Here is a 21,401-nt window from a genome sequence, read left to right on the forward strand (position 1 = left end):
CCCGTGGTGTAGCGGTTAACATGCCTGCCTGTCACGCAGGAGATCGCCGGTTCGATCCCGGTCGGGACCGCCATTTTAATTTAACTTGTCAGCCGATTATGGATTCATTCCAGAATCGGTTTTTTGTTGTTTAATTGTATTTTTATTAACTTTAGGGATAGTGCTTTTAGGTGCGGGACGCTGTCATTGAGTGCGGATCGGCTCGCTTTGGACGCAAAACGGCTAGTATTGGGCGCGTAATGGCTAGTATTGGTCGTGGAACGGCTTGCATTGGGCGCGGAATGGGTAGTATTGGGCGTGGAATGGTTTGCTTTGGACGCGGAACGACACTCTTTAGACGCACACCTACACTCATTGGACGGACAGCTTATCAGTCCCACTTACAACAACTATTTAATCAATTACATACCTCCACCAAACCTCAAGACTTTCGGAAATGCTGTTTTTTCGGTACACTAAAGCAAAGTGGAGATGAAAGGAAAATACGATGACTATACAATTCAATGTTCATTCCTTAGCGGAAACTGAACAGATTGCACATACATTGGCAGGCTTGCTTTCCCCTCCGGACGTCGTGACGTTGGAAGGCGATCTTGGTGCCGGGAAGACGACCTTCACAAAAGCTCTCGCACGTAGCCTCGGCATTACTCGGACGGTGAACAGCCCCACGTTTACAATTTTGAAGCAATATGAAGGCAGAGTCCCATTCAATCATTTGGATGTCTATCGATTGGCAGATAGTGATGAGGATCTCGGTTGGGACGAGCTTTTCTATGGAGATGCGGTTTCTGTCGTTGAATGGGCGCATTTGATCGAGGATGATCTGCCTGCGGAGCGATTGGAGATCCGGATCCAGCATACCGGGGAAACGTCGAGAAAAATAGTGTTCATTCCAAAAGGAGAGCGTTTTGAAAAGATTTGTGAGGCGATGACGTTATGATATGGTTAGGGATAGATACGGCGAACACGCCTTTGTCCGTTGCAATTGTGAAGGACGGAGCTGTTTTGGCCGAAGTGAATTCTTCGATGGCGGTCAATCATTCATTGCGTGCGATGCCGGTGATCGAGGAATTGTTTGCGACAGTGAAGCTGCAGCCTAAAGATATCGATGCAATTGCAGTTTCGGAAGGACCGGGCTCTTATACAGGTGTCCGCATCGGGGTGACGATTGCGAAGACGTTGGCTTGGACGTTGAAGAAGCCACTGTTTGGCGTTTCGAGTTTGAAGGTGCTTGCTGCGAATGCTCCGTATTTTTACGGGTTAATTTGCCCGCTTGTGGACGCGAGAAGAAATAATGTGTACGCAGGGGTATATGAATTCGTGGATGGCGGTTTAACCGCCAACGCGGAGGACGGACATTTTGCGATTGAAAATCTGCTGGATGGTTTAGCAAGCAAGGAGCGTCCGGTTCTTTTTGTCGGCAAGGATGTTGCGATGCATGAAGAGCTTATTGTGGAAAGGTTGAAGGAGAAGGCTGTCATTGCTCCGTTCCCTTTGCAGCTTCCGAGAGCGTCTTCGTTGATCTTCATCGCGGAGCAGAGCGGACAAGAAGAGAATATACATGCATTTACGCCGGAATACCGCCGTATCGCTGAGGCGGAGGCGAACTGGCTGATGCAGCAACGGAAGGAAAAGGGCAGTGAATAAAACGATTGAATATAGAAAAATGACAACGGAAGATATCCCTGAAGTCGTTGAAATCGAGCAAGAGTCGTTTGCGACGCCATGGACGCAGGAAATTTTCGAGCATGAAATGACCGGAAATGATTATGCTCATTATATCGTCGCAGTTGCAGACGATGAAGTGATTGGACATTGCGGGATGTGGGTCGTGCTCGATGAGTGCCATATTACGAATGTGGCAGTGAGAAAGCATATGAGAGGCTATGGAATCGGAGAGGCGCTTATGCGCAAGGCGATTGAGCTATGTAAGGCGAATGATGTAAGGCTGATGACGCTCGAAGTACGTGTGAGCAATCATACGGCGCAGAATCTGTATCGCAAACTCGGTTTCCAAGATGGCGGCATACGGAAAAACTATTATACGGACGACCATGAAGATGCGCTCGTCATGTGGGTGGAATTTTAATGGACAAAGATATTTATATATTAGGAATTGAAACGAGCTGTGATGAGACGGCGGCTTCGATTGTGAGGAATGGGCATGAGATCGTCTCGAACGTTGTTGCGTCGCAAATCCAAAGTCAGCAACGGTTCGGCGGCGTCGTGCCTGAAATCGCGTCGCGGCATCATGTCGAACAGATTACGCTCGTCATAGAGGAAGCGCTGGCGAAGGCTAATCTTGCTCCAGCGGACTTGGATGCGGTCGCTGTGACGGAAGGTCCTGGTCTAGTGGGTGCATTATTGATTGGCATTAATGCGGCGAAGGCGTTCGCGTTTGCCAATGGGCTGCCGGTCATCGGCGTGCATCATATCGCGGGGCATATTTACGCAAATCAATTGATGCAGCCGATGGAGTTCCCTTTGCTTGCGCTCATTGTCTCCGGAGGGCATACAGAGTTGGTCCTCATGGAGAAGCATGGGTCGTTCAAGTTGATTGGCGAAACGCGGGATGATGCTGCAGGGGAAGCGTATGACAAAGTGGCACGCGTCCTCGGATTGCCATACCCGGGAGGTCCACATATCGACAAGCTTGCGCTTGAGAGCGATGAAGCGGTCGACTTTCCGAGGGCTTGGCTCGAGTCAGATTCATATGACTTCAGCTTCAGCGGACTGAAATCCGCCGTCATCAATTACAAGCATAATCTGGAGCAAAAAGGCGGCGAAGTCGTTCCTGCACATGTGGCCGCGGGCTTCCAGCAAAGCGTCGTCGAAGTGTTGACGGAGAAGACATTGAAAGCTGCGAAGGAATACAGAGTGAAGCAAGTGATTGCAGCGGGCGGAGTTGCTGCCAATAAAGGATTGCGGGCTTCGTTGGATGCTGCGTTTGAAATAGAGGGGATCCCTTTTTATGTCCCGCCAATCTCCCTTTGCACGGACAATGCGGCAATGATTGCTGCGGCAGGTACCGCGATGTTCGTAAGCGGGAAACGTGGCACGATGGAAATGAACGGCAGGCCGGGCATGGAGCTTGGGTCTTGGAATGATTGAAAACAAATAAGTAAATGAATGATGGAAATCGTCGGTTTCTGACGATTTCCGTTTTTATTTGTCCTGATGTGAATCCGACTTGTCAAGAGGGAACGTTCGTACTTATGCACAATTGTTAATAAGTTGTGGATAATTAAAAGATTCGTGTGAATGACCATTTCATCTTTTGGATAACTATGTGGGTAATTGTAGATGAAAATGTGGATAACGTGGATAACTATGTTCATATCCCATTATATCAACGGGCATGATGTTGATAAGATTGTGGAAATCAAATGGTAGGCATGTCGAAAACGAAAGAAAGCTGTCGAATGGGGGTTCATTCCCATCGACAGCTTTGAACATGCTTATGCATTCAAATTTTCGAGTTCTTCCTGCAAATTGAGCCATTCCTCTGACTTGTTGTCGTGTTGCAATTGCAGTTCGTCGATCTGTTCCTGAAGATCCATCAGCTTTACATGGTCGTCGGCAAAATCAGGGTTCAGCAATTCTTCTTGCAGAACGGCGATATCGGCATCCATTTTCCCAAGCGACTCTTCGATTTCAGCGATGGCTCTTGTCAAACGGCGCTCCTGCCGTTTCATTTCCTTGTCTTCTTCATTCCGTCCGTTCTTCGGCTGTTTTGGCTGTTCCGAAGCACTCTGTTCCGCCTTCAGCTCTTCCAGCTCATTTTTCTTCTCAATATAATAATCATAATCGCCGAGATACTCAGTGACGCCGATAGGACCGACGTCAATCACTTTTGTAGCGATCCGATTGATAAAGTAACGGTCATGGGAGACGAAGAGAATTGTGCCAGGAAAGTCATCCAATGCATTTTCCAACACTTCCTTGCTGTCGAGGTCGAGATGGTTCGTCGGCTCGTCCAGTATGAGCGTGTTCGATTTTTGAAGCATGAGCTTCGCCAATGAAAGACGGGCTTTCTCGCCGCCGGAAAGGGATACGACAGGCTTCTCGACGTCCTCGCCTGTGAACAGGAAGCGCCCGAGTACGGAGCGGACATCCTTTTCATTCATCATCGGCCACTCATCCCATAGCTCATGGAGGACTGTCCCCGTACCGAGGATCGTCGCCTGGTTCTGGTCGTAGTAGCCGAATTGGACATTCGTCCCGTAGCGGATCGTCCCTTCAATCGGCTCCTGCCTTTTCACGATCGTCTTCAGCAATGTCGATTTGCCGATCCCGTTCGGTCCGATGATGGCAATCCGATCGCCTTTGTACGCATGCATGTTGATATGCTCGGAGACAGGCTTGCCGTTGTAGCCGACAGCGATGTCATCCAATGTGAGTACATCATTGCCGCTTGGCCGATCGATGGAGAAGGAAAAGCTTGCGGACTTTTCGTCTCCATCGGGAGCGTCCATCCAATCGGTACGCTCGAGAAGCTTCCGTCCGCTTTTCGCCATTTTGGAAGTCGACGCACGGGCGATGTTCCGTTGGATGAAATCCTCGAGTTTCGCTTTTTCGCTCGTTTCGCGCTCGTACAGCTTCTTATCCCGCTCATAGTTCTTCGCTTTTTCAACTAAATAGGCGCTATAGTTGCCGACATACTTCGTCACTTTTCTCCTCGACACTTCGTACGTGATTGTCACGATTTGATCGAGGAAATAGCGGTCATGGGAAACGATAAGGATCGCCCCTTCATAGGAGACGAGGTATTTTTCGAGCCAGCCTAGCGTCTCGATATCCAAATGGTTCGTCGGCTCGTCCAAAATGAGGAGGTCCGGTTTGCTGAGCAGCATTTTCGCAAGCGCCAGCCGCGTTTTCTGACCGCCTGATAAGAGATTGACGTTCTTCCCGTAGTCTTCGGGATAAAAGCGCATGCCGTGGAGGACCGAACGCATATCAGATTCATATTGATATCCGCCCGAATCGCTGAACTCGACTTGCAGCGCGTCGTAATCTTTCATGACTCGTTCGTATTCTTCCGGCTTCTCGTATACGGAAGGATCCGCCATTTGTGCTTCCAGCTGACGGAGCCTTTTTTCCATTGCAAGAAGCGGTTCGAAAACGGTCAGCATCTCCTCCCATATCGTGAGGGGGGAATCAATGCCCGCATGCTGTTCGAGATAGCCGACTTGTACATCTTTCGGCATAATTAGATCGCCGGAATCTGCAGTCATCTCACCCGCAATGATTTTGAGCAATGTCGACTTGCCGGCTCCATTCCGTCCTACGAGCGCCACTCTATCACGGTGCTGCACTTCGAGGCGGACGTTATTCAATATATCAGTTCCTGAAAAGGATTTTGTTATTCCATTCACTTGTAATACGATCATTCAGCACACCTCTATTCCACTTTTAGTGTAATCGAATGGGCGGGTCGGTGCAATCGTCGGCTTTACATCAGCACACATCTAGAGTACGATAAAATGAGCTAAATGCACGTACAGGAGGTAAGAAATGGCTGAATCGACTCCGAGAGTTCCACAGGCGACGTCAAAACGCCTTCCATTATATTATAGATTTCTACAAAACTTCGCGAGCGCCGGCAAGAAGCGCGTCTCTTCGAGCGAACTGAGCGAGGCGATGAAAATTGATGCCGCTACGATCCGCCGTGACTTCTCCCATTTTGGGGCGCTAGGGCGAAAAGGTTACGGCTATGACGTGAACGATCTCCTTTTATTCTTCCGCCATGCACTTGATCAGGATGAAGGGACGGATGTCGCGTTGATCGGCGTTGGAAGCTTAGGGAACGCTTTTTTGAAATACAATTTCCAGAAGAACCATAATACGCGGATTGTCGTCGCTTTTGACCCGAAGGCGCCAAGGGAAGGGAAGACGGTCAGCAATATTCCGGTGTTCCATCCTGACATGATGGAAGAGAAGATCAAAGAGCTCGGCATTAATCTCGTCATCTTGACTGTTCCGACGAAGGCGGCGCAGGAAGTGGCGGATCGGCTAGTCAATATCGGCGTGAAAGGGATCCTCAATTTCACACCCGTCCGGCTGACGGCGCCTGACTGGATGCGTATCCATACGATCGATTTGTCGGTAGAATTGCAGACGCTAATCTATTTCATTAAAAATGACGAAAAAGATTCACAAATAGAATGAACTGTTCAATAGTAATACAAGCTGTTTTCATGTAAAATAGGTACCATACGAAGGAGGTGTCCGAAATGGCTCCAGGTATAGGAAGTCTACTTATAATCGCTGTCATTGCATTGCTCATTTTTGGACCGAAGAAGTTGCCTGAAATTGGAAAGGCATTTGGATCTTCATTGCGTGAATTCAAAAATGCAACAAAAGGTCTCGCAACCGACGATGAAGAACCGACAAAAAAAGTCGAAGACAAGAAAAATGAAGTGCAATAAGTAAGGATGTCTGTCCGATGAAAGAAAAAAATTTAACAGTCATTGAACATATAGATGAAATTAGAAAACGACTGATGGTAATCGTCGTTTTCTTTGTTATTGCGGTGATCGGCAGCTTTTTCATCGCCAAGCCGATCATCAAGTTTTTACAATTAGAGGCAGGATATGAGGAATTTCACGCATTCAATGTCGTCGATCCGATTGCTTTGTACTTGAAGGTCATCATCTTTTTGGCGGTTGTGATCATTTCACCGGTCATCATGTACCAGTTCTGGTCATTCATATCGCCCGGGCTTCATGAGACGGAGCGGAAAGTGACGTTGAGCTATATCCCGTTCGCATTCCTTCTGTTGCTCGTAGGAATTGGATTTTCCTATTTTGTCCTCGTGCCGTTCGTCATGAACTTCATGAAGGAACTGTCGGCGGAGCTCGGCATCACACAGACGGTCGGTATTAATGAATACTTCACATTCCTGTTCCAAATACTCATTCCGTTCGGCGTGATCTTCCAGCTGCCGATCGTCCTTTTATTCCTGTCGAGGCTCGGCATATTGGATCCTGCGAAGCTCGTGAAAATCCGGAAGGTAGCGTATTTCGTGCTGTTCGTCATTGCTGCATTCATCACGCCACCGGACCTTATGTCACATTTACTAGTGACCGTTCCGTTATTCGCGCTTTATGAAATAAGCATTGTCATCTGCCGCGTCGGCTATCGGAAATTCCTGAAGGCCGAGGAGAAACGGAAGATTGAAGAAATCAAGGCTGAACAGCAGCGCCAGATTGATGAAGTGATGGGGAACTTGGAGAAATAAATGATGTCCCGCTTCCCGGGTTATGGAGGCGGGATTTTTTTTGTAACGAAATTCCAAAATGATTCCAGTATGATGGGAAGTAGGGGACTCGACAGCAAGTCCTCTTACATATACATAGGAAGTAAAAGGGGGAACAAACATGAAGCCACTTATATCGATTTGGAGCCAACCGACGAAGACGCTTCAATACTTGCTTGAGAAAAAGTCGGTCGGATACGGTTTTCTCATTTTCCTGCTGAGCTCGATCAGCACCGGTTCGATCGCCATGGCGACGGCCGGAATTTTTGGCGGCATGCCGTTAGCATTCATCATCATTGTATCCATAATCATGACATACGGCGGGAGCCTCATCGGCTGGGTGATCAATACGGCGATGTATACGTGGGTCGGTAAATGGCTTGGCGGGACAGGAAAATTCTCCGACATGATCCACATCACTCCTGCGCCTGCGATTGTTGCAATCTGGCTCGCACCGATGAACTTCCTACTAATCGCCGTGTACGGATCCCGGCTATTTGAAATGCCGACAGTGAATTTAGGGATTACGAATTTGCCGTTAGGCATTTACTTCTTGCAAAATCTCATTACAATCGGCGTCGGCATATTTGGAACGGTCATCGCCTGTAAAGGGATCGGCCTGGTGCATGGTTTTTCGGCATGGCGCGGACTCGGTGTTGTCGCGATTATCATTGCCATCTTTTTCGTCATTGTCTTTCTCATTGCGCTCGTATTTGGGGCAATCATCTTTTCAATTATCGCGTCATTAAGTTGAATGAAAACGACCTCCCGTTATGGGAAGTCGTTTCAGACTGTAGACAAACACCCTGAATTTTCGGGTTTGCCTACAGTTTTTTCTTTTATAATAGATAAAGCTAAAAGTGTTGATTTCCACTGCGAGCGGACGCTTTCCGCGGGCACGGCTTCAGCCAATCGAACAGCGAAGGGTTCGATTTGTCTAATTTCTGCGGGTTGTGCAGAAATTAGACAGCACCCCTATGCTCGTAACGCTACGCTTTTACTCGCAAAAGCCGTTCTTCGTTACGGCTTTCGCTCAGTCCAGGGTCTTCAGCTCGTGCTGTTCCCGCAGGAGTCGCCGCTCTCCGCTCCAATCAACGTGTTTCCTATTAACTGAATGAGGTGATGGATATGATGACAAATCAAATTAATGAACGCGAACAGTTGGAAATGCTGACTATAGAGCAGTTGGTTCCTCAGGAACATCTGGTTCGAAAACTGGATGCGGCCCTTGATTTCTCCTTCATCTATCCATTAATTGAAGATCTGTATTCAACCATTGGGCGACCTGGCATTGATCCTGTCGTACTCATCAAGATGACATTCATTCAGTATACCTTCTGATGCAAAAGAAAAGCATGGCATGCGATGGACAACCCCCCGGGGACTTAAAAAAATATCCATGCAGGCGATGCTGACTTTTTCTGCCGTAAATTTGAAGAAGCTGGCCAGTTGGACGTGGAGAGCGCCGGCTATGGAGGCTGAAATGATACCCCTGTCTTAAAGGATTTCCAGTTGATTGGAGTGCAGGGCGGCGACTCCTGGGGGATTAGCGCAGCGTGAAGACCCCGCAGGAGCGAAGCGACGAGGAGGCTGAGGGCAAGCCCCCGGAAAGCGTCCGCCCGGAACGGAAATCAACGTTATTTCGGAATATGACAGTTAAAATGTAGATGTTTAAGCAAAAGGGTTGGAAATCTATGATTTCCAACCCTTTTCTCTACAGTCTGAAACGACCTCCCTTAATGGGAAGTCGTTTTTTTATTGAAGAAAATAGATGACGGCTTGCTTCATATTTTGCAATTGCTCCAATTTCTCGTAATTCAGTTGGACAATCATGACAAAGCCGTTCATGAGGAGGTGTGCAATCATCGGCGTCCATATGCGCTTCGTGTGATGGTAGATAAATGCGAACACCATTCCCGGCGCCGTATAGGTGAGCAGATGCTCGAGCTCGCCGTGTACAGCTGCGAACACAATTCCACTCACGATTGCTGCAATCCAGAAGTTTGTCTTCGTGTAAATCCCTCCGAATAGAACCCGTCTGAAAACGATCTCCTCGAGAAGTGGCGCGAAAATGACGATGGAAAAGATGATGATCGGCGTCGCTTTGGCGACTTCGCTCAGCAAGGCGGTATTTTCGGATCCCGGCGTGATGCCGAGCGCTATTTCAATGATTCCGGCAATCATTTGACCTGCCATCGCCATGAAAAAACCTAGCACTCCCCATAGGATAGTCATCCAAGGAGTCGCTTTCTTCCCTTTTTTAAAGATATCCCAAAAACGTTTGTTGCGCGTCGTCATGAACAGGATGATTGGGGCGGCGATCAGATTGGTGATGAACAACGCCCAGGCGAAGCCGTAATATGCCGCGTCTTCCTTTTCCATACCGGCGGTGTCTTGAAAGTAGGTGAAGAGTCCTTTCGAGACAGGAATGCTTCCGAACTGCATTGCGATATATAAAAGAACGATCGAAATAGAGATTTTCCAGTTTTTCATTGCCAACTTCCTTTCTTCTATTATCCATTTTAGCCTTTCTACGAAGACAAGCAAAGAGAAAAGGATGCAACAATTGTTGACTGTCGGCATGCTTCAATGGAGACGAAATGTCATTTTATCTTATCTATAAATGCACAAGTATTTTGCTTGCAATTTTTGGGCAACTTTATTATGATAAGAATTGTATTAGCACTCTTGATTGCTGAGTGCTAAAAAGAAGATAATTTGTCGAGGAGGTTGTTTCACTTGTTGAAACCATTAGGTGACCGTATCGTAATCGAACTGATCGAAGCAGAAGAAAAGACGTCTAGCGGTATCGTATTACCGGATTCTGCGAAAGAAAAACCGCAAGAAGGTAAAGTTGTAGCGGCAGGTACTGGACGAGTTCTTGAAAACGGCCAGCGTGTTGACCTGGAAGTAAAAGAAGGCGACCGCATCATCTTCTCAAAGTATGCTGGAACTGAAGTGAAATATGAAGGCAATGAATATTTGATCCTGCGTGAAAGCGACGTTCTAGCTATCATCGGCTAAGTCGCCCCTTATAAATAAGTACACGAAAAAACAGGAGGAATTCATAAATGGCTAAAGAAATTAAATTTAATGAAGACGCGCGCAGCGCAATGCTACGCGGTGTAGATACACTTGCTGACGCTGTTAAAGTGACGCTTGGACCAAAAGGACGCAACGTCGTTCTTGAAAGAAAATTCGGTTCACCGCTTATCACGAATGACGGTGTGACAATTGCAAAGGAAATCGAGCTTGAAGACGCATTTGAAAACATGGGTGCAAAGCTTGTAGCGGAAGTTGCTTCCAAAACGAATGAAATTGCTGGTGACGGTACGACGACTGCAACAGTACTAGCGCAAGCGATGATCCGTGAAGGATTGAAAAACGTAACAGCTGGAGCAAACCCTGTCGGCATCCGTAAAGGAATCGAAAAAGCGGTTGCAACAGCAGTTGAAGAGTTAAAAGGCATTTCCGACGAAATCGAAAGCAAACAGGAGATTGCACAAGTTGCAGCTATCTCTTCAGGCGATGAAGAAGTCGGCGAATTGATCGCTGAAGCGATGGAGCGCGTCGGCAACGATGGCGTCATCACGATCGAAGAGTCAAAAGGCTTCACGACTGAGCTTGACGTTGTGGAAGGTATGCAATTTGACCGTGGTTACGCGTCTGCGTACATGGCAACAGACACAGACAAAATGGAAGCGGTTCTCGAGAACCCTTACATCTTGATCACAGATAAAAAGATTTCAAGTATCCAAGAGATTCTACCGGTTCTTGAGCAAGTCGTTCAACAAGGCAAGCCGTTGTTGATGATTGCAGAAGACGTGGAAGGCGAAGCGCTTGCAACACTAGTTGTGAATAAACTTCGTGGTACATTCAACGCAGTAGCTGTCAAAGCACCAGGATTCGGTGACCGTCGTAAAGCGATGCTAGAAGATATCGCTATCCTTACAGGCGGAGAAGTCATCACTGAGGACCTTGGCCTTGATCTGAAATCTGCTGACATCACTCAGCTTGGACGCGCTGCGAAAGTCGTTGTTACAAAAGACCACACGACAATCGTTGAAGGAAACGGAGAAACAGATGCAATCGCATCACGTGTCGGCCAAATCCGTGCGCAACTTGAGGAATCAACTTCCGAGTTCGACAAAGAGAAGCTGCAAGAACGCCTTGCGAAACTTGCTGGCGGCGTAGCAGTCATCAAAGTCGGAGCGGCAACTGAAACAGAATTGAAAGAGCGCAAGCTTCGCATCGAAGACGCATTGAACTCAACACGTGCTGCAGTCGAAGAAGGTATCGTATCCGGCGGTGGTACAGCGCTTATCAACGTCTATACGAAAGTTGAAACGCTTCTAGAAGGCGTTGAAGGCGACGTCGCAACAGGCGTGAAAATCGTCCTTCGCGCACTTGAAGAGCCAGTTCGTCAAATCGCAACAAACGCTGGCCTTGAAGGCTCGATCGTCGTTGATCGCCTAAAACGTGAAGAAGTCGGAATCGGCTTCAACGCAGCGAACGGCGAGTGGGTGAACATGATGCAAGCTGGTATCGTGGACCCTACAAAAGTTACTCGTTCCGCACTCCAACACGCAGCATCCGTGGCGGCAATGTTCCTATCTACGGAAGCAGTCGTTGCAGATATCCCAGAACCACCAACAGCAGGCGGCATGCCTGACATGGGCGGAATGGGCGGCATGATGTAATAAGTCACTTCAACCCTTGAGACATTAGGGCTTTAAGCAAGATGAGAGTGGTTTGCTAACATCTTGCTAATACAGAGGTAAATTAACGAAGCTTCTCAAAAGTTGATTAAACTTTTGGGAAGCTTCTTTTTTCATTTCCTTTACGTGGAGATAGACATTCTTGGTGATTTGATTATCGAGATTTTTAAGAGCATATTCTAAAATAAATGTTTAGAAAGTGAGAAATAGTAAAGTCTATTAGAGATAAAAATAAAATGAGGTGTTGAAGTGTCTGAGTATTTCGAGGTTATTTTAAGGTCAATAGCTTCTTTTGGACTGTTACTAATAGGCACACGAATACTTGGTAAACAAACTATCTCTAAAATGACGATGTTTGATTTCGTTGCAGCCATTTCATTAGGCGCCATAGCAGCAAACATAGCCTTTAATACATCTATAAAATCAAATCATGCTGCCCTAGCATTTGTTGTTTATATCATAATAATTTTTATGATGGCTCTTATTTCCTTAAAAAGTAGAAAAGGCAGAAAGCTTTTTGCAGGTGACCCGACTATTGTTATTGAAAAGGGAAAAATACTAGATAAAAATATGAAAAAGATGCGATATACGTTAGATTATTTAAATCAACAGTTAAGGGAAAAGGACGTCTTTAATATTGAAGAGGTACTGTTTGCAATTATAGAGACAAATGGGACATTAACCGTCTTAAAAAAGCCTCAATTCAGAAATGTAAATAGACAAGATTTAATGATCCCGATAACTCCTGAATTTAAATTACCAATTGAACTAATTATGGATGGAGAAGTAATAAAGGAAAATCTAGAACATAATAACCTAACAGAATTATGGTTAAAAATGGAGTTGAATAAACGTAACTTAGTTCAACGTGATGTATTATATGCAGTCCTGTCCGCTAATGGAAATATGTATGTTAATACATATGATAATCATATTCATTCACCAATTGATAAAGAATAAATATATTTCTCTTGATTTACCACTGTTAAACTAAACCAGCTAATAAAAGTTAAGCGTATTCAATTAACGGGCGCAAATATCAAAAATGGCATTACATAGTAGTCATATAAAATATATAATGCCATTTAATTTATCTATCTTTTTGGTAAGGATTGTTTAGGGATGGTTAGCCATACCCCAAAGCTAAGTAATAACAATAAACCTTCCAACGTAAAAATGTACCAAGGATAAGGACCTAACAAATCAAAGAGACTGAAGCTATCAGGTTTGTGGCGTAAATACCAATAGTTCCCGTTATTGTTTTTGTTCATATATAAAATTACTGGTAAAAGTAGATTGAGGAAGATAATTAGCTTTATTACGGACATGAAATTTGGATAATATCCCTTCGCCCACATAAAAAATAAAATCACCCATACAATCATCATATGTGTGTAGAAAAAATGAAAAAATCGAAAGTGTGGAAAATTGTAAGTTAATGCAGGAGTTAAGATCGCTTGAGTAGCACCAAATAGGGATATAAAAAATAGTATTTCGAAGAATATTTTTTTTCTTGTCAGCAATAACATAACACAAAGTATGAGTCCAATATTGCATAACTCTAACGGCAATGATCTTCCGACTTTCCAAATTCCATTTTGGATCATCCAAAAGTGATAGGTCATTTCGGATAAAATCAAAGAAATGGCTACTCCAATTTCAGCTTTTCTCCATTTGTCATCATTCAATTTATAACGATAGTGGAAAATTGTTACTATAAATAAAATGAATAGTATCAATATCACTAAATGACTTTCTGAAAATAAGTTGAACTTTGAAGAGATATTACTGGGACCAAAATACATCATTTTGCCACCTTTACTTTGTCTTATCAAGCATAAGGTGTGCATTTTAATGAGTTTATATCCGATAATAAATGAAAATAAGTAAGTAATTTTTTGTAATTTAAGAAAGCTTGCTATTTAACCCATACGTTATACCAAATAAGAAGAAGCTCCGCGAAAGTCATTGGACTTGTGGGGAGCTTCATTTTTATTTATTAGTCTGGAATTTTCTCATAAGCCATCTTTAAGATGACATCTTTATGTTGAGGATATTTTTCTAAAAGCTCTTGTTGTGTAAATAATTCAAAGTCCTTGTACTCAAAGCCAGGCGAAACCATACACCCAACTAAAGAGAATGTATCCGGATCCATCACAGAAGATCCGAAAATAGTGTTTTTTGGAACTAACGCCTGGGGGACTTCTCCTTTATCCAAATTCAACCCTAATTTAATTTCTTTATAATCCCCATTTTCCTCAATTACATGAATGGTTAGTGGACTTCCTGCATGATAATACCATAATTCATCAGATTTCAAACGATGAAAGTGAGAAATGTCTTTCGATGTTAATAAAAAGTAGATGCTCGTATAGAGCATGCGGTTCCCATCAAAATTCATCGATACTTCTTGATCGGAAATCGTTTCGGTCGAATGGAATGATTGTTTATAATATCCACCCTCTCGATGTGGAGTTAATCCTAGGTTGGATATGAAAAATTGTGCATTATGTTTATTCACTTTTAAATACCTCCGATTGTTATTATTATAATACCAATTTAATACTTTATTACTGCCTTTACTCTGAGCATTCCCTAATTGTACAAATTCAATTGGCTAGTTGCAAACATTTAAAACATTAAGAAGGCGAATATTACCTATTCTTTCGGCTGATAATTCTAGTCGTTCGCGCAATTAGCGAACGATGTTACGTTTTTTAAATTAATCATTCGGTTTTATATTGACACCTCGAATTCCGGGTGTTATTATTGGGTAGTAAAAATTGAATAATATTCTCGTATAATGTTGGGGATAGGGCCCAAAAGTTTCTACCAAGCTGCCGTAAATAGCTTGACTACGAGGTAGTACATATAACGATAGAGATAAATAACTTATTTATTTCTATTGTCTACCTTCCTGAAGTCAAGCACCGGTATCTACACGGTGCTTTTTTAATTTTTACACAAACTCAATTCAAACTTATTAACAGGGAGGATCATTTATATGACCAAAAATACAAGGAAAATAGCAATGCTATTATTCACTGTTTTACTCACTGCTGTTATGGCCGCTTGCGGAAATAGCTCAGCTAATAAAGAAGCTAAGGCGGGAAGCAATGAAGGCTTGAAAATTGCCATCGTAACAAGCCCATCTGGCGTAGATGATGGTAGCTTCAATGAAGATAACTATAACGGAATTTTGAACTTTATTAAAAACAATCCAACAGCAACAGTAAAGTCTGTTAAGGAACCAACAGGCGATCCAGCAGCTGCTGTACAAGCTGTTGCCGATATCGTGGCAGATTATGATGTAATTGTTACACCTGGTTTCCAATTTGCTGGGGTTTCTAGCATCGCTGTAGAAAATCCGGATAAGATCTTTATCATGAATGACACTGAGCCAGCTCCTGTAGATGGCCAAACTGATTTCGACAATATTTATGCGATGAATTTCGCCGAGCAAGAGAGTGGTTTCTTTGCAGGAATGGCTGCAGCACTTGAAACGAAGACAAACAAAGTAGCGGTTGTAAATGGGATCGCTTATCCTTCAAATGTAAACTATCAATTCGGTTTTGAATCAGGCGTAAATTACGCGAACAAGGTTTATGGAAAAAATGTTGAACTTGTTGAACTATCTGGTTATGCAGGAACTGATGTAACGGGTGCTGATGTTGGCGGTAACTACGCAGGATCCTTTGCGGATGAAGCGACTGGTAAAGTAATCGGCAATGCATTGATCAAACAAGGTGCAGATATTATCTTCGTTGCTGCAGGCGGCACTGGTAATGGTGTATTCACAGCAGTCAAGGAAGCTAAGGGCGACGTGAAAGTAATTGGTGTGGATGTTGACCAATATGATGACGGTGCAAATGGTTCTAAAAATATCGTATTAACATCCGGCGTGAAATTCATGGCGATGAACATTGAAAAGGCATTGAATTCTGTTGCTGATGGATCCTTTAAAGGCGGAAATGTAGTTCTTCATGCGGATACAAATTCAACAGGTTTTATTAAAGAAGAAGGTCGTCACCAATTATCTGAGGATACGTTAAACAAAATGAATGAGGCGTACGAGCTAGTGAAAGATGGCACGATCGTACCTGCATCTAATTTTAATGAACATACTCCAGAAAAGTTTCCAGGACTATAAAAGTAAGTAAAGACACAATGACAATAGAAGTTTATCAGTTCCCTACTAAATGTTTAGGGAATGATGAACTTCTATTATTTTTCCGATTTCTGAGGGAGGAGAATGAACGATGTCTGATTATATCGTTGAAATGAAACATATTACGAAACGTTTCCCTGGAATCGTAGCAAATGACGACGTATCCATCGGCATTAAAAAAGGTGAAATTTTTGCCTTGCTTGGTGAAAATGGTGCAGGAAAATCAACATTGATGAGTATTTTGAGTGGGATGTACGAACCCGATGAAGGAGAAATCTATATTCGGGGAGAGAAGGTTCAAATCAGTTCGCCGAACCACGCGGCAAATCTTAACATCGGAATGGTCCATCAGCATTTTAAGTTAGTGGAAGATTATACGATTACGGAGAATATCATTCTAGGGGTTGAGCCCATCAGTAAATTTGCCGGTCTCCTTCCATACGTAGGTATTCGAAATGCCAATCGTAAAATTGAAGAACTGTCCAAGAACTTTGGGTTGGAAGTGGATCCTACGAAAAAAATTGCTGATCTAACAGTATCCATGCAACAACGTGTGGAAATATTAAAAGTGCTTTATCGTGAAGCTGAAATTCTTATTTTTGATGAACCAACTGCTGTCTTAACGCCACAAGAAATTGAGTTTCTCCTCGGTATTATTGAAGGTCTGCGAAACAGTGGAAAAACAATCATCCTCATCACACATAAGTTAGAGGAAATTAAGAAAGTGGCCGACCGTTGTGCCGTATTGAACAAAGGTAAATTGATTGATGTGTTGGATGTGAAGACAACATCGACGAATCTTATGGCTCAATTAATGGTCGGTAGGGAAGTGAGTTTTGAATCTGAAAAAACACCTGCTCAATTTAAAGAAGAAGTATTGAAAGTAGAACAGTTAACCGTGAAAAATGAGGACGGATTTGAAGTCGTCAAAGACGTTTCCTTTACGATACGCAGTGGGGAAATATTTGCAATTGCGGGCGTCGCTGATAATGGTCAAGTTGAAATAGCGGATGCCATTGCCGGTTTAGTAAAGGCGAGCGGAGGAAAGATTTTCCTTAACGGACAGGACATTACGAATGACAGTATACGAAACAGAACTGAATCCGGAATCTCTTATGTACCTGAAGATCGTCAACGATTTGGACTGTTTTTGGATTTTGATGTAGCGACGAATTTAGCTTCAAAGCAGTATTACAAAGAGCCGTTTTCAAATAAAGGAATTCTGAATAAACAGGAATTCGATCAATTTGGCAGTCAGTTAATTGCTAAATATGATATTCGAAGTGGACAAGGGATTAACACGCAAGTTCGTTCGATGAGTGGCGGGAACCAGCAAAAGGCCATTATTGCTCGTGAAATCGAATTGCAATCCCCGCTCATGATTTTCGTTCAACCAACACGGGGAGTAGATATCGGTGCAATCGAAAATATTCATAAGATGATCATCGAACAACGCGATCAAGGAAAAGCGATCTTACTCGTTTCGCTCGAGTTAGACGAAATTATGAATGTAGCGGATACGATCGGCGTTATTTATAATGGCCAACTTCAAAAGATTGCAAGCAGCGAATCATTAACGACGAATGAAGTCGGCGAATATATGATGGGGGCAAAACATGAGTAAGGATAAAAAGAAAACAAGCGTCAGTTATCGTCTGTTTTGGCCAATACGAAATGAGAAATGGCAACCAATCACAATCCCGGTAGCTTCTATACTAATCAGTTTTATTGCAGCGGCTATCGTCATCCTGTTGCTTGGCAAAAATCCGATCCAAGCATTTTACAACTTGTTCCAAGGGGCAGGAATCTTCCCGAAGGCATCTTATGCTGGCTACAAGAGCATGCTAACCGACTTTTTAAGTTTGTTAGACACCATGACACCACTTGTATTTGCTAGCTTGGCAGTGGCTGTTGCTCTTAGAGCGGGCCTATTTAATATTGGAGTTTCCGGACAAATGCTATTCTCCGGCTTTATAGCGACCGTTCTTGTCGGCTACAGCGGGTTGGATGCCTTCGTTGCAAAGCCGCTTGTATTGCTCATCGGAATCGTTGCAGGGGGCTTGATGGGTGGATTAGTAGGATGGCTAAAATATAAATTCAACATTCATGAAGTCGTAACTACGATTATGTTCAATTACATTGCCCAATATGTAGTAAGCTTTTTCATTCATATGTATTACATTGATCCGATTTCAAGACAATCCAAATATATCGCGGAAGCAGCACGTTTGACGTTAGTAAATGTCGAAATCGCGAACTTGAAAATGGATATTCCGTTGGGCTTTATTTTGGCCATTGCTATCGCGATTTTCATCAAGTTTATTCTGGATAAAACAGTTGTTGGTTTTGAAATTAAGGCAGTAGGATCCAACCGAAATGCGGCAAAGTATACAGGGATAAAGGTCGGAAGTAATACAGTCTTAGCCATGATCATATCAGGCGGATTGGCTGGTCTTGCAGGTGTAACGTATTATTTAGGTGATTTTGCATCTATACAACCAAAGGTATTAACAAGTCTTGGATTTGACTCCATTGCGGTAGCATTATTAGGGAATACTCATCCGATCGGGATTATCTTTTCATCGTTCTTAATATCAATTATTGATCAGGGAAGCACGTATATGAGTTCACAGTCCGGAATTAGACAAGAAATTGCTTCTGTGATCATCGGGTTAATTCTCTTGTTTAGTGCATGTGGGGCGTACTTGAAGCATAAAGTCAGCCGCTTGAAGGAAAAAGAAGTGGATCGAAAGGACAGTGAATCATAAATGGATACGATTATTATTGATGGATTATCCTTTGCTCTGCCTCTTTTTATCATGGCAATCGGCGGTATATATAGTGAGAAAAGTGGGATTACCAATTTAGCACTTGAAGGCTTTCAAGGGTTCGGGGCATTCATCGGAGCCTTGTCAGCTGTTTTGATTGCAAATGCTTCTGGAGGGGCTATTGAGGATATGTTCTACGTGGCGTTGCTATTTGCAATGATTGGCGGGATGGGTTTTTCCGTAATCCACGCTGTGTTAAGTATTAAGTTTAAGGCAAATCAAGTCATCAGCGGTGTTGTCATTAACATTTTGGCGTTAGCACTTACGACGTTCTTAACAACACAAATCAATGCGCTTGTATTCGGAGCGGCTTCGGACAAGTTCCGATTAGGTGTATCGGAGCGGTTTACGATTGACGGTTTAGCGAATATACCAGTGATTGGTGCAGTCTTTACAGATGTGTATCCGTTCCAAGTAATCATCATTGTCATTGCCATTTTTGCTTGGTATGTACTATATAAAACAAAGTTTGGATTGCGCCTTAGAGCGAGTGGGGAAAATCCACATTCCGTTGACGCAGCAGGCGTAAATGTATCGAAAATACGGTTTTCTGCGGTTCTCATATCGGGGCTACTATCAGGTCTCGCTGGTATATGTTTTGCCTATTCCATTTCTGCTCAATTTTCTTCAGGTATTTATATGGGATACGGATTCTTGGCCATTGCTGCTTTAATCTTCGGCAACTGGAGGATTCTCCCTACTTTAGGAGCTTGTCTTTTATTTGGCTTCGCTAAATCCGGGGGAATGTTCATTGCTCAAGCAATGGCATTGCCAAGTAGTTTCACTGATTTATTCATGATTTTACCGTATGTGTTAACGTTATTGTTATTGATCTTCTTCTCTAAATCAAATCGCGCTCCGAGAGCGTTAGGTGAGATTTATGATAAAGGAAAAAGATAGAGATATGTCTTAGTCAGTTCTTACCCGTAGTTGATCTTAATGGAGGCTTCCCATAAGTCATTGGACTTTTGGGAAGTTTCTTTGTTCACTTCATACATAACATTAGCTATAATGAACAAATTCTGCTATAATTTCATATTGTACTCAGAGCGGTTTAGAACGGTTATTTCGGTACATACTTGAGTTACTAAATATTTATTTAAAGGGGAATACTATTATGAGCGGTTATAACGCAGTATCAGCAAAAAACACGGAAAATGCTCCAAGCGGCAACGGTCTATTTTCACATTCAGTAGCTTTCTCTCATTACAATAATCTTTCAGCTCAATTGCCTATCGATCCAAAAACAGGCAAATTGGTAGCTGGTGGTATAAAAGAGCAAGCTGAACAGTGCTTTAACAATATTAAGGCTATTGTAGACAGCATCGATCATGTTATGAGCGATATCGTTCGTATCACGGTATTCGTTAAGGATATTAAAGATGTGGACGCTGTAGACGAAGTTTATAAAACATTCTTCCCGACTTATGTTCCAGCACGGACATCAGTTGCAGTTGCAGCTTTGCCAATGGATGCTATGGTGCAAGTTGAAGCTCTTCTGTCACACGGTGAAGGGTCAATTCCAAACGCACCACAAGCAGGCGATCTTGTTAAGCTTACAAACAACACGGCGAATGCACCTACATGTTCACTATCTACACAAACTGTAGCTTTCTCCCATTACAATTACCTTTCAGCTCAATTGCCGATCGATCCAACAACTGGCCGATTCGTAATTGGCGGCGTACAAGAGCAAGCAAGACAGTGCTTGAAAAATATTAAAGCAATCTTAGGAAGCATTGACGTTCCTTTTGACGATATCGTTAAAATGACAATCTTCGTTAAAGACCTTTCGGATATTGAAGCTGTAAACGAAGTGTATTCAACATTCTTCCCAGACTCCGCTATCGCTAGAACTGTTGCATATGTCCCTGCACGTACAGTAGTTGAAGCTGCAGCTCTACCAATGGGTGCTTTGGTACAAATGGAAGCAGTCGTATCTCACGGAGATGGAACGCCTCCACAAGCGATTGAAGACAGACATGGAATCGTAATCTGGGCAAACAACACTGAAAATGCACCTAAGAATTCCCTATCTACTCAAACTGTAGCGTTCTCACATTACAATCACCTTTCAGGTCAATTACCTTTAGATGCAAAAACAGGTAAATTGGTAGCTGGTGGCGTAAAAGAGCAAACTGAACAGTGCTTGAAAAATGTTAAGGCGATTGTTGAAAGCATCAACCACGTTATGGAAGATATCGTTAAAGTAAATATCTTCGTTAAAAATATCGAGGATATGGATGCTGTAGACGAAGTTTACAAAACATTCTTCCCAGGCGGAGTTCCTGCACGCAGAACAGTTGGCGTATCAGCATTGCCTGAAGATGCTTTAATCCAAATCGATGTAGTTGTATCTAATGCTGAAGGAACACCTCCACAAGCATAATAGACATTTTAAAACGAATATTGAAAAGGCTGTCTCAAAT

Annotated in this window: 20 protein-coding genes, 2 pseudogenes and 1 riboswitch; of the genes and pseudogenes, 18 read left to right on the forward strand and 4 right to left on the reverse strand. The window is 43.5% G+C overall.

The annotated features are described in order from the left end of the window. The first annotated feature begins 487 nt into the window (after window positions 1-487). The 4 genes from tsaE to tsaD are packed head-to-tail and all read left to right on the forward strand — an operon-like array spanning window position 488 to window position 3,111. Window positions 488-940, forward strand: a complete 453-nt coding sequence (gene tsaE / locus AB1K89_RS17595) for a tRNA (adenosine(37)-N6)-threonylcarbamoyltransferase complex ATPase subunit type 1 TsaE (protein WP_413055996.1) — start codon at window positions 488-490, stop codon at window positions 938-940. Then, window positions 937-1,647, forward strand: coding sequence for a tRNA (adenosine(37)-N6)-threonylcarbamoyltransferase complex dimerization subunit type 1 TsaB (tsaB, locus tag AB1K89_RS17600; RefSeq protein WP_413055997.1), 711 nt, complete (start codon window positions 937-939; stop codon window positions 1,645-1,647). The genes tsaE and tsaB overlap by 4 nt, the downstream gene beginning before the upstream one ends. Beyond that, window positions 1,640-2,089 carry a ribosomal protein S18-alanine N-acetyltransferase gene (gene rimI, locus AB1K89_RS17605; protein WP_413055998.1) on the forward strand — a complete coding sequence of 150 codons (450 nt, stop codon included), beginning with the start codon at window positions 1,640-1,642 and terminating at the stop codon, window positions 2,087-2,089. Before tsaB ends, rimI begins: the two co-directional genes overlap by 8 nt. Then, window positions 2,089-3,111, forward strand: a complete 1,023-nt coding sequence (gene tsaD / locus AB1K89_RS17610; protein ID WP_413055999.1) for a tRNA (adenosine(37)-N6)-threonylcarbamoyltransferase complex transferase subunit TsaD — start codon at window positions 2,089-2,091, stop codon at window positions 3,109-3,111. The genes rimI and tsaD overlap by 1 nt, the downstream gene beginning before the upstream one ends. Before the next feature lie 347 nt (window positions 3,112-3,458). Here tsaD and AB1K89_RS17615 read toward each other — a convergent pair whose 3' ends face one another. Next, window positions 3,459-5,390 carry an ABC-F family ATP-binding cassette domain-containing protein gene (locus AB1K89_RS17615; protein ID WP_413056000.1) on the reverse strand — a complete coding sequence of 644 codons (1,932 nt, stop codon included), beginning with the start codon at window positions 5,388-5,390 and terminating at the stop codon, window positions 3,459-3,461. Window positions 5,391-5,514: 124 nt separating this feature from the next. Between AB1K89_RS17615 and AB1K89_RS17620 the strand changes: the two genes are divergently transcribed. From AB1K89_RS17620 to AB1K89_RS17645, 6 genes and pseudogenes are all read left to right on the forward strand, one after another. Beyond that, the gene (locus tag AB1K89_RS17620; RefSeq protein ID WP_413056001.1) at window positions 5,515-6,168 is read left to right on the forward strand and encodes a redox-sensing transcriptional repressor Rex; all 654 of its coding nucleotides are present in this window, start codon (window positions 5,515-5,517) and stop codon (window positions 6,166-6,168) included. Between the two features lie 65 nt (window positions 6,169-6,233). Next, a complete protein-coding gene (locus AB1K89_RS17625; RefSeq protein ID WP_413056002.1) occupies window positions 6,234-6,428 on the forward strand; it encodes a twin-arginine translocase TatA/TatE family subunit in 195 nt (64 codons plus the stop codon). A 17-nt stretch (window positions 6,429-6,445) separates the two neighbouring features. Next, window positions 6,446-7,240 carry a twin-arginine translocase subunit TatC gene (gene tatC / locus AB1K89_RS17630; protein ID WP_413056003.1) on the forward strand — a complete coding sequence of 265 codons (795 nt, stop codon included), beginning with the start codon at window positions 6,446-6,448 and terminating at the stop codon, window positions 7,238-7,240. A gap of 139 nt (window positions 7,241-7,379) precedes the next feature. After that, complete coding sequence (locus AB1K89_RS17635) at window positions 7,380-8,012, forward strand: YIP1 family protein (protein WP_413056004.1); 633 nt, start codon at window positions 7,380-7,382, stop codon at window positions 8,010-8,012. Window positions 8,013-8,386: 374 nt separating this feature from the next. Beyond that, window positions 8,387-8,596, forward strand: a pseudogene (locus tag AB1K89_RS17640) (transposase); the annotation flags it as partial. After that, a pseudogene (locus tag AB1K89_RS17645) lies at window positions 8,595-8,759 on the forward strand (transposase); the annotation flags it as partial. The pseudogenes AB1K89_RS17640 and AB1K89_RS17645, both read left to right, overlap by 2 nt. A gap of 254 nt (window positions 8,760-9,013) precedes the next feature. Here AB1K89_RS17645 and AB1K89_RS17650 read toward each other — a convergent pair. Next, the gene (locus AB1K89_RS17650; RefSeq protein ID WP_413056005.1) at window positions 9,014-9,751 is read right to left on the reverse strand and encodes a CPBP family intramembrane glutamic endopeptidase; all 738 of its coding nucleotides are present in this window, start codon (window positions 9,749-9,751) and stop codon (window positions 9,014-9,016) included. A gap of 246 nt (window positions 9,752-9,997) precedes the next feature. On the opposite strand from AB1K89_RS17650, the gene groES reads away from it, so the two are divergent. The 3 genes from groES (at window position 9,998) to AB1K89_RS17665 (ending at window position 12,936) form a co-directional block, all read left to right on the forward strand. Beyond that, window positions 9,998-10,282: a co-chaperone GroES gene (gene groES, locus AB1K89_RS17655; RefSeq protein ID WP_147059641.1), complete on the forward strand. Its 285-nt coding sequence runs from the start codon at window positions 9,998-10,000 to the stop codon at window positions 10,280-10,282. A 47-nt stretch (window positions 10,283-10,329) separates the two neighbouring features. Continuing rightward, entirely contained in the window at window positions 10,330-11,958 is a 1,629-nt protein-coding gene (groL, locus tag AB1K89_RS17660) for a chaperonin GroEL (RefSeq protein WP_413056006.1), read from the forward strand. 267 nt (window positions 11,959-12,225) lie between these two features. Further along, window positions 12,226-12,936, forward strand: coding sequence for a DUF421 domain-containing protein (locus tag AB1K89_RS17665; protein WP_413056007.1), 711 nt, complete (start codon window positions 12,226-12,228; stop codon window positions 12,934-12,936). 134 nt (window positions 12,937-13,070) lie between these two features. Here AB1K89_RS17665 and AB1K89_RS17670 read toward each other — a convergent pair whose 3' ends face one another. Continuing rightward, the gene (locus tag AB1K89_RS17670) at window positions 13,071-13,826 is read right to left on the reverse strand and encodes a YwaF family protein (RefSeq protein WP_413056008.1); all 756 of its coding nucleotides are present in this window, start codon (window positions 13,824-13,826) and stop codon (window positions 13,071-13,073) included. 149 nt (window positions 13,827-13,975) lie between these two features. Continuing rightward, entirely contained in the window at window positions 13,976-14,497 is a 522-nt protein-coding gene (locus tag AB1K89_RS17675) for a cupin domain-containing protein (protein WP_413056009.1), read from the reverse strand. Between the two features lie 255 nt (window positions 14,498-14,752). Next, window positions 14,753-14,854, forward strand: a riboswitch (purine riboswitch). Between the two features lie 126 nt (window positions 14,855-14,980). On the opposite strand from AB1K89_RS17675, the gene AB1K89_RS17680 reads away from it, so the two are divergent. From AB1K89_RS17680 to AB1K89_RS17700, 5 genes are all read left to right on the forward strand, one after another. Further along, window positions 14,981-16,126 (forward strand): BMP family lipoprotein, encoded by a 1,146-nt coding sequence (locus AB1K89_RS17680; protein ID WP_413056010.1) that lies wholly within the window; start codon window positions 14,981-14,983, stop codon window positions 16,124-16,126. 109 nt (window positions 16,127-16,235) lie between these two features. Beyond that, a complete protein-coding gene (locus AB1K89_RS17685; protein WP_413056011.1) occupies window positions 16,236-17,768 on the forward strand; it encodes an ABC transporter ATP-binding protein in 1,533 nt (510 codons plus the stop codon). Then, entirely contained in the window at window positions 17,761-18,912 is a 1,152-nt protein-coding gene (locus tag AB1K89_RS17690; protein ID WP_413056012.1) for an ABC transporter permease, read from the forward strand. The genes AB1K89_RS17685 and AB1K89_RS17690 overlap by 8 nt, the downstream gene beginning before the upstream one ends. Next, window positions 18,913-19,872 carry an ABC transporter permease gene (locus tag AB1K89_RS17695; protein ID WP_413056013.1) on the forward strand — a complete coding sequence of 320 codons (960 nt, stop codon included), beginning with the start codon at window positions 18,913-18,915 and terminating at the stop codon, window positions 19,870-19,872. Window positions 19,873-20,089: 217 nt separating this feature from the next. Next, window positions 20,090-21,361 (forward strand): RidA family protein, encoded by a 1,272-nt coding sequence (locus AB1K89_RS17700; RefSeq protein WP_413056014.1) that lies wholly within the window; start codon window positions 20,090-20,092, stop codon window positions 21,359-21,361. Window positions 21,362-21,401 lie beyond the last annotated feature (40 nt).

The organism is Sporosarcina pasadenensis, from assembly GCF_047228845.1.
Lineage (GTDB): Bacteria > Bacillota > Bacilli > Bacillales_A > Planococcaceae > Sporosarcina.

Excerpts from the sequence above, each read along its gene's own strand:
- groL (WP_413056006.1), top strand. The coding sequence starts at position 10,330 with ATGGCTAAAGAAATTAAATTTAATGAAGACGCGCGCAGCGCAATGCTA.
- AB1K89_RS17700 (WP_413056014.1), top strand. The coding sequence starts at position 20,090 with ATGAGCGGTTATAACGCAGTATCAGCAAAAAACACGGAAAATGCTCCA.
- tsaE (WP_413055996.1), top strand. The coding sequence starts at position 488 with ATGACTATACAATTCAATGTTCATTCCTTAGCGGAAACTGAACAGATT.
- AB1K89_RS17695 (WP_413056013.1), top strand. The coding sequence starts at position 18,913 with ATGGATACGATTATTATTGATGGATTATCCTTTGCTCTGCCTCTTTTT.
- AB1K89_RS17635 (WP_413056004.1), top strand. The coding sequence starts at position 7,380 with ATGAAGCCACTTATATCGATTTGGAGCCAACCGACGAAGACGCTTCAA.
- AB1K89_RS17625 (WP_413056002.1), top strand. The coding sequence starts at position 6,234 with ATGGCTCCAGGTATAGGAAGTCTACTTATAATCGCTGTCATTGCATTG.
- tsaB (WP_413055997.1), top strand. The coding sequence starts at position 937 with ATGATATGGTTAGGGATAGATACGGCGAACACGCCTTTGTCCGTTGCA.
- AB1K89_RS17620 (WP_413056001.1), top strand. The coding sequence starts at position 5,515 with ATGGCTGAATCGACTCCGAGAGTTCCACAGGCGACGTCAAAACGCCTT.
- AB1K89_RS17685 (WP_413056011.1), top strand. The coding sequence starts at position 16,236 with ATGTCTGATTATATCGTTGAAATGAAACATATTACGAAACGTTTCCCT.
- AB1K89_RS17670 (WP_413056008.1), bottom strand. The coding sequence starts at position 13,826 with ATGCACACCTTATGCTTGATAAGACAAAGTAAAGGTGGCAAAATGATG.
- AB1K89_RS17650 (WP_413056005.1), bottom strand. The coding sequence starts at position 9,751 with ATGAAAAACTGGAAAATCTCTATTTCGATCGTTCTTTTATATATCGCA.
- tatC (WP_413056003.1), top strand. The coding sequence starts at position 6,446 with ATGAAAGAAAAAAATTTAACAGTCATTGAACATATAGATGAAATTAGA.
- tsaD (WP_413055999.1), top strand. The coding sequence starts at position 2,089 with ATGGACAAAGATATTTATATATTAGGAATTGAAACGAGCTGTGATGAG.
- AB1K89_RS17680 (WP_413056010.1), top strand. The coding sequence starts at position 14,981 with ATGACCAAAAATACAAGGAAAATAGCAATGCTATTATTCACTGTTTTA.
- AB1K89_RS17690 (WP_413056012.1), top strand. The coding sequence starts at position 17,761 with ATGAGTAAGGATAAAAAGAAAACAAGCGTCAGTTATCGTCTGTTTTGG.
- AB1K89_RS17615 (WP_413056000.1), bottom strand. The coding sequence starts at position 5,390 with ATGATCGTATTACAAGTGAATGGAATAACAAAATCCTTTTCAGGAACT.